The 8,104-nt window shown below is 60.0% G+C and carries 7 protein-coding genes and 1 pseudogene; 2 read left to right on the top strand and 6 right to left on the bottom strand.

Annotated elements, in window-relative coordinates; translation table 11 throughout:
* Both PF446_RS05120 and PF446_RS05115 read left to right on the top strand, forming a co-directional pair.
* Positions 1-227: pseudogene (locus PF446_RS05120) on the top strand (ATP-dependent RNA helicase HrpA); the annotation flags it as partial.
* Positions 228-495: 268 nt separating this feature from the next.
* Complete coding sequence (locus PF446_RS05115; RefSeq protein WP_298070170.1) at positions 496-657, top strand: hypothetical protein; 162 nt, start codon at positions 496-498, stop codon at positions 655-657.
* 171 nt (positions 658-828) lie between these two features.
* Here the strand turns inward: PF446_RS05115 and PF446_RS05110 are convergent, their stop codons facing one another.
* The 6 genes from PF446_RS05110 to PF446_RS05085 form a co-directional block, all read right to left on the bottom strand.
* The gene (locus PF446_RS05110) at positions 829-2,205 is read right to left on the bottom strand and encodes a sigma-54 dependent transcriptional regulator (RefSeq protein ID WP_298070169.1); all 1,377 of its coding nucleotides are present in this window, start codon (positions 2,203-2,205) and stop codon (positions 829-831) included.
* 7 nt (positions 2,206-2,212) lie between these two features.
* Positions 2,213-3,976, bottom strand: a complete 1,764-nt coding sequence (locus tag PF446_RS05105) for a PAS domain-containing sensor histidine kinase (protein WP_298070168.1) — start codon at positions 3,974-3,976, stop codon at positions 2,213-2,215.
* 320 nt (positions 3,977-4,296) lie between these two features.
* Complete coding sequence (locus PF446_RS05100) at positions 4,297-5,676, bottom strand: UDP-glucose/GDP-mannose dehydrogenase family protein (protein ID WP_298070167.1); 1,380 nt, start codon at positions 5,674-5,676, stop codon at positions 4,297-4,299.
* The gene (locus PF446_RS05095) at positions 5,661-6,275 is read right to left on the bottom strand and encodes a histidine phosphatase family protein (protein ID WP_298070166.1); all 615 of its coding nucleotides are present in this window, start codon (positions 6,273-6,275) and stop codon (positions 5,661-5,663) included. Before PF446_RS05095 ends, PF446_RS05100 begins: the two co-directional genes overlap by 16 nt.
* 24 nt (positions 6,276-6,299) lie before the next feature.
* On the bottom strand, positions 6,300-7,100 hold the full coding sequence (locus tag PF446_RS05090; protein WP_298070165.1) for a hypothetical protein: 801 nt from the start codon (positions 7,098-7,100) through the stop codon (positions 6,300-6,302).
* A 53-nt stretch (positions 7,101-7,153) separates the two neighbouring features.
* A partial coding sequence (locus PF446_RS05085; protein WP_298070164.1) for an ABC transporter ATP-binding protein occupies positions 7,154-8,104 on the bottom strand: 951 nt, incomplete at its 5' end.

The following is an 8,104-nucleotide window of genomic DNA, read 5'->3' as shown; positions in this document are numbered from 1 at the left end:
CCTCGGTGGCGCGTCGGGAAGCACGCGCGGCCCTGCGGCCGGCCATCGCGCTGGACGAAACGCTTCCGATTGCCGCGCGCGGCGACGATATCGTCAAGCTGATCCGCGATCACCAGGTGGTCGTCATCGCCGGCGAGACCGGCTCGGGCAAGACCACGCAGCTGCCCAAGCTGTGCCTGGCCGCCGGGCGCGGCGCGGCCGGCCTGATCGGCTGTACGCAGCCGCGCCACCGAGGCCTCGATGTCACGCCCCAGCGCCGCCAACTTCTTTGCATCGGACGTGCGCTCGCGTTTCAGTCGCAGCCAGCGCCCCAGCAGGCGGCCAAAATCACGCGTGCACACATGCGCCAGCGCATCGCGCAACGTGGCGTGTTCCGGAGACATGGCGGGAGCGAGATGTTTGCGCGACATACGAACTGCACATGATAGCCATCTGATCGCGCAATGCCGAAGCGCAGTGGCGCTGTCCAGGTATCAGGTAGACCCCTGGATCTCATTGATCGCAGCCATCGAGGAATACATCGCCTTGCACAACAACCATCCGAAGCCCTTGGACTGGACGACCAAGGCCAAGGAAATCCTGCAAAAAATTCATCCGCGCCAATCGGCGCCCTGGTTCAAAGAACAACGAAGCAGTACAGCGACTGCATCAAGCTGAACAGGCTCCACACGCCAGGTCTCGGCCAATCCGGATCCGTGTCTGAACTCAGACCATCGGCATGCAGCCCAGCCCGGCGTGTCGCGCCCCCCTGCATGGTTTGCGTCACACGTAAAAGGACACGGTTTTCGCTGGGTCGTTGCCCTCAACCCTGTCTGGTTCCTGGTCACATCACAATTCGTACTGCTTTATCTTGTACCAAAGTTGTCGTTCGCTGATCTCCAATGCGCGCGCCGCGGCAGCCTTGTTGTTTTCATTGCGCACCAGCGCGCTCCTGATAAGAGCCTTTTCCAACGCTTCCATCTGTGTTTTCAGCGAAATGGCTTCGGCCATGCCCGATTCTGGCGCCGCATGCATCATAGACTCGACGACAACCGAATCAGCACGCCCCTGATCAAGACTGGCAGGGAAGTGCTCAGGCGAAATCTCCGTCTCCTCGCTCAATACGACCGCGCGTTCCATCAAGTTTTCCAGTTCACGCACGTTGCCGGGCCACGAGTAGGTTTCGAGTCGCTCCAAAGCCGATGGCGTCAGGTGCGGTGTGGGTTTGCCAAGTTCGGCCGCGTATTTGGTCAGAAAGTGCTCGGCCAGCAGCCCGATGTCTTCTTGGCGATCACGCAGAGGCGGCACGTCAATGCGCACCACATTGAGTCGAAAAAAAAGATCCTGTCGCAAGTGCCCCGCCTCCACGGCCTGCCCCGGATCCACATTGGTCGCCGCCACGATGCGAAGATCAACCGCCATGGTCACATTCGCGCCAAGCCGTTCAATGGTGCCCTCCTGCAGTACTCGTAGCAGCTTTGACTGCAGTGAGAGCGGCATCTCGGTGATTTCGTCTAGGAAAATGGTGCCGCCACTGGCCAATTCGCATTTGCCCACGCGGCCGCGGGAGGCACCCGTGAAGGCGCCCTTCTCGTGCCCGAACAACTCGCTTTCGAGCAGTTCGGCTGGAATCGCGGCGCAGTTGATCGGTACAAACAGACCGCTGCGCCCGGACGCACGGTGCACTGCCCGCGCCACCAGTTCCTTGCCGGTACCAGTTGCCCCTACGATGAAGACGTTGCTGCGCGCCGGGGCCACCAACTGCACCAGCTTGTACAGTGCCTGCATCTTCTCGCCGGTTCCGACAAATTCACCCCAGCCTTTGGATAACTCTTCACGCAGAAAGCGGTTCTCACGCTCGACCATGCTGACCGCAAGTGTCCGCGTGACCGCCAGTTCGATGGTTTCTATCTCGAAGGGCCTGATGATGTAGTCCGATGCACCAAGCTTCATCGCTTCCACCGCACTTTCGATCGTGCCGAACGCGGTCAGCACAATGACTGGAACATCCTCGCCACGCGCACGTAAATCGCGCAATAGTTCGATGCCGTTCTTGCCAGGCATTCTCAAGTCGGTCAACACCAGGTCGAAGTGGCTGGCTTCGACCGCAGCCAGCGCCTCAACCCCATCACCAGCCTGGACTACCTCATGACCCATGCTGGTGAGCGCAAATTCGAGGACTTTGCGCATATTTGCCTCGTTGTCGACTACCAGCATCCGTTTCATGCTCACATCACCTATCAATATTAGTGTCAAAGCGGACATTGAAAGCGGCTCCACCCCAGGAGCTATCCGTAACTCCAATTTCGCCACCGTGTGCGTGCACGATTTGCTGAACAACGGTCAGTCCCAGCCCGATGCCGCCTTGGCGACGGGTGAAAAAGGGGTCGAAAATGTGCTCGCGAATCGGGAGGGGAACCCCTGGACCGTCATCGGCCACGCTCAGCCACAGCGCGCCGGACTCGAGCCAGGTACTGACTGCGATCTTGCCACCTCGCTGAACCATCTCCAGTGCATTCAGAACGAGGTTCAACAGCACCTGCATCATTTGTTCACGATCACAATTGAACATCACCGCCCGGGCTTCCAGATCCCGTTCGACAGTCACCTCTGCCGTCTCTGCGCGCGACGCGATCAGGTTGATCACGCTGTCGATGATCGAATGCAAATCGTGAGGGCGGAAATCCGGCGGTTTGGGCCGCGCGCACTCGAGCAGCATGGTCACCAGCCTGTTCAGTCGTTCGGTTTCACTGAGGATGAAGCCGATCAGCTCCCTTTCCTCATCCCCATGCGCCGGCTGCCGCTCAAGTAATTGTGCCGAACTGCGGACAATGCTCATGGGCGTTCTTATTTCATGCGCCATGACAGCAGCCATCTCTCCAATCACCGCAAGTTTGCCGGCGCGCACGAGGTTTTCGCGCGAACGGTCGAGTGCCTCGATCATCGCTACATATGCACCGAATAACTCCGCCACCTCGGTCATTGTTGTGGCCGGCACCTCCGGCAGCGCCTCGTTGCCCTGTCGAAAGCGTCGCGTGAATTCAGTCAGATTGACGATCGGCTGGGCGATCTTTCCGGCGAGGCGCGATGCGATCCAGACACCCAACATCAGGGTCAACAACAGCAACAACAACATTCCCCAGAGCAGATTCCAGACCGGTCGAAACGCCACGCTCGTCGGCTCGACCATGAGGATATGCCAACCCAGACGATTGAACTGTTCATCCCCGGCTGAAGCGGCAGCACCTACCAGCAGCGAGCCGTAGCCAATCGCGCTGCCGTCGTGAATATACGATGTGGTTCCAGTCGCTGGCACAGGCCACTGTTGCAGCCGCAGATGGGGTAGAAGATGGTGTCGAAGCGGGTTGGATGCGCCAAGCACCCTGCCATCGGCACCCAGCAGCAGCAGGCTGCGCGGCCCACCTCGCACCGCGTTGTCAAGCAAATCCTCAATCGCGTCCCACTTCACAAGAACAAACAGATTGCCGATGACGCCATGCCGAAACGCATCAGGAATTGCAGTCCGTAAAACAACCACTCTGCCGTCGGCCTGTTTCATTCTCGCGATCGAGACGTCTTTCAATTTCGTACCGGACAGGTTCTTCCAGTTGCTTATCTGCGGCATCGTGGTACCGATAAGGGCTGGGTCACTGGCAGCGATGATCCGCCCGGCTCCGTCTGTGCAAATCAGTGCCTCGTAGGTGTTTTGCTGCCCTGCGCGCAAGGCGGACAATGTGTTGGATATGCGCTTGTCAACATCGCCAACCCGGATGTCCTGCATGACCTGGAGCATGCGCCAGACACGCATGTCCTCTACCTGGGTAAACAGGAAGGTGTCTACACGCTCCTTGACGACACTCGCGCTGAACCGCAGATTCTCGGCAATCTCCGACTGCATCGCCCTTCGAAACGCGAAGGAAGACAATGCAGCCATCACCAGGATCGATCCGAGGATCATCCACGAGAATGCCCACAACAAGGCTGAGCGTGTGCTCACCTGCAAAATGCCCCGCCAGGGTGATACCAGGCATTGGACACCATCGGGCTAAAACCATCGGAGCCCATCTTGCTCTCCCCTGACTGGATACCTGACACCTTAATAGTCGCGCCTTGCACGCAGGCGCCTCATGCCAGTGCGCCTCGTGTCGAGTGCGGATGGCGACCGCTAGTGTATCGGTTAGGCACGGGCGTGAGGTATCCGCGACTTGTCGAGAGGTGAGCCAGAGCCGCCCGCATTCGTCTTGCCAAAGCGATCGCGGCTTTTGCCGTGATCAAGGCTGGTCCTCGGCCACTCATCTCACCTGAATACCGTGACCATCAGGCATCCGCAAAGGCGAAAACCGGCCTGTTTCCAGTGTGGATCGTTGTATCTGCAGCACGCGGCTTGCCAGCGGGCCTGCCGATCGAATGATAGGCAAACCCCACCTTGGCCATTGCCTGGGTATCAAAAATATTGCGTAGGTCCACGACGACAGTTCCCCGCATGGTTTGCCGCAGCCATTGCGGAGATAACGCGCGAAACGCGTCCCACTCGGTGAGAACCACCAGGGCGTCGGCGTCCTCGACGGCCTCATGAACATCACGACTATAGTGCACGGTGTCGGGCAGCAATTTCTGCGCTTGCAGCATACCCACCGGATCGAAAGCGTGCACCTGCGCGCCCTCAGCGATCAGGCGATGTACGATGTCAATCGAAGGCGCCTCGCGCATATCGTCGGTACCTGGCTTGAAGGTCAGGCCGAGCACTGCTATTCGCTTGCCGCGTACCGAACCACCGCAGCGGGCAATGATCCTTCCCGCCATGCCGGCCTTGCGTGCCTCATTCACGCCGACGACCGTTTCGACCAGTCGCAGTGGTGCTCCTGCCTCCTGGGCGATCCGCATCAGTGCCTGGGTGTCCTTGGGGAAACACGAACCGCCATAACCCGGGCCAGGGGTCAGGAATCGTGACCCGATCCGCTGGTCCAGGCCCATGCCATGGGCAACGTCGAGTACATTCGCACTAACTTTTTCGCACAGGTCGGCAATTTCATTGATGAAGCTGATCTTCATCGCCATGAACGCATTGGCGGAATATTTGATGAGCTCAGCGCTTTCAATGCCGGTGAACAGCAACGCCGCTTCGTCAAGCGCCATTGGTCGGTAGATTCTCCGCAGCACTTCACGTGCATGATGGGTTTCCGCACCTATCACTACGCGGTCTGGTCGCATAAAGTCCTCGATTGCACTGCCTTCCCGGAGAAACTCCGGGTTGGATGCGATGTCGATGCGGATGTCGGGCCGCAGCTCTGCCATCCGCGCAGCCAGCTTGCGTCCGGTGCCGACTGGCACGGTCGACTTGGTGACCAGCACGGTTGACTGCTTCAATGCCGCGGCAATCTGCTCGGCCGCGCTGAATACATAGGTGAGATCAGCATGTCCGTCGCCACGACGGGAAGGCGTGCCCACGGCGAGAAAAACCGCATCGGCACCGTTCAACTCTGTCACGAGATGGTTGTTGAAACGCAACCGCCCTGCTTGCGTATTCCTGGCCACAATCGCGTCCAGGCCGGGTTCGTAAATCGGTATACGACCCTCGCAAAGTGCAGCGAAGCGCTGCGTGTCGGTCTCGATCACGCAGACGCTATGCCCGATATCGGCCAGACAGGCGCCGGAAACGAGTCCGACATAGCCACCACCAATCATTGCAATGCGCATGGTTTTTGCTCCTGGAGTTTTTTGTACAGTTTGAATCCCCCTCGACTGCTGCCAAGCATCAGGTGATGCACCGAGGCGGTCGGAACAGGAATTTGCCGGAACAGGGACAGCGGTTGTTGCGCCGCCTGCAGCAGCGCAACACGGATCGGACCGAGATGGCTGACGATCAATACGCGACCAGCAATGGGTTGATGCCACAGCGGATCGGCGAAAAATTCGTTCAGACGTTCGCGCACCTTGACAAGGGTTTCGCCGGCCGGCGGCGCTGCAGAGTCTGGAAGGAGCTTCCACTGCCGCAGTTGATCGGGCCAACGCAGGCGGATTTCGGCCTGGGTCATGCCTTCCCACTGCCCATACGCCATCTCGGCCAGACGCGGGTCAACCAGCGGGACACCGAGGCCTAGCGATTCGGCGACGATGGAGGCCGTCTCGCTGGCGCGGCGCAGAGGGCTTGTAAGCACCGACACCACGCTCTGGCCTTTCAATCGCTGACCCAGTTGACGAGCCTGATCCCTGCCCTCCGATACCAAGGGTGGATCGCAGCGCCCCTGATAGCGCCCACTGCGGCTCCATTCTGTATGGCCATGCCGGATCAGCAACAGTGGTATCCGCGGGTTCATATTTCAGTAGTGCACTGAAACGCCGAGTACAATTCGCTTGCCGGCATGGATACCCTGGCCCGCGACAGAGTCCTCGTAGGTGAGGAACGGACGCCACTGCCGAAAATGCCCTGACGGGTGGTATTGCAGCCTTACCCCAAGGCGCAACAAGTTATAGATCTCGCCAGGATTTATGGTTATCGCCTGCTGGCGGTGAATGGTGCGCACATAGAACAAAGATCCACCCAGGCTGAAGCGCGGCGAGACACGGTACCCAAGGTTTGCCGAGGTGCGTAGCTGGATGGCACCGCCACCCACGAAGATGCGCGGACCGGCCAGCAAGGTAACAAACATCAAGCCCCGGTTGATGCCAATCTGGTAGTCCGGCTCGATGGCCGCCTTGCCCGCCCCGAGTGCTGGCACTCGTGTGGCCGACCCCGTCGGCAGCACGACATTCAGTGCGATCGAGTCCGCGAACGATGCCGTTTGCCGCAGCCCGTAATTCAACCCGACTTCCTGATCCTCCAGACCGGAACTCCGGCTGGTGATGGTCTGGCCGGCATGATGGCGCGTTTTCTGCAACGCTCCACCGCGCAGGTCGTACTGGATCGATAATCGGCCGCCGATGCCCTGTGTGCCGGTAAAGCGAAACTGCGTCTCCCGTTGCTGCGACGATGGGGACGTGCCCGTTCCGAATTGGGTGCCGGAAAAGGCGTTGTTGGCGCTGAAGTAGCGCAGCATCGGATTGACCACACCGTGTCCCCTGGCCGGTATCCAGGGGTCGGCCTGTGCCAGCCCGGGACTGGCTGACGACAGCAGCAGCAAGCCCGTGGAAACGAACATTCGCGTTTTGCGAAAAACCGTGGTTCCACTGGTGCTCATGGAGAGACAATCCTTAGCTTGGGTGAGGTGGTCTCGTCCCGCATGGCCTGCCACAGGCTCGCGTAAAGGCCGCCTGAAGCGAGCAGATCCGCATGCATGCCGCGCTGTACGATCTGTCCGTGATCGAGAACCAGGATCAGATCTGCACTCATCACCGTCGAAAGCCGGTGCGCGATCACGAGCGCGGCGCGGCGCGAGGCGAGGCGTGACAGGGCCAGCATCAGGTCGCGTTCGGTACGCGCATCGAGGCTGCTGCTGGGTTCATCGAGAATCACCACCGGTGCGTCGCACAACATCGCCCGCGCTATCGCGATGCACTGCCGCTGCCCACCGGAGAGACTCAGGCCACGCTCGCTGACCATCGCGTCATAGCCGCTGGGTAGTTGTTCAATTAATTGGTCAACACCGACCTCGCGCGCGGCACGAACTGCGTCTTCGCGCTGCGCACCGACCCGTCCGTAGGCAATGTTCTCCCAGATCGACGCCTGAAACAGCGCGGGCTCCTGCAGCACCACCGCCACCTGCTGGCGCAAATAGCTCAAAGGCAGGCTGCGTAGATTTCGATCATCCAGCAACACGGCGCCTTCAGTGGGATCGTAGAAGCGGGGAATCAGGCTGGCGATGGTGCTTTTCCCCGAACCGGTCGGACCAACCAAGGCGACAGTCTTGCCTGGTTCAAGTGTGAAGCTGATATCTCGCAGGATGACTTCGCCGGGGCGATAGCCGAATCCGACGGCCGTGAACTCGAGTCTCCGCGCACGTACCGAAGGCGCAACAGCCGCGGGCGAATCCACCACCCTTGGAACCTCCGAACGGTATTCGCCGATGCGCTCCAACGCCACGCCGGCACGACTGATCACCCTGCCGGCCTTCGCAAGCTGGCGGGCGGGCGTGGCGATACCTCGCAGATAGGCCAGGAAAACCAGCAGATCACCCGGCGTCAACAC

The organism is Oleiagrimonas sp. (assembly GCF_027858935.1).
In the GTDB taxonomy this organism is placed as follows: Bacteria; Pseudomonadota; Gammaproteobacteria; order Xanthomonadales; family Rhodanobacteraceae; genus Oleiagrimonas.
The sequence above is the reverse complement of the archived record's forward strand: the minus strand, read 5'-3'. Positions and strand labels throughout refer to the sequence as shown.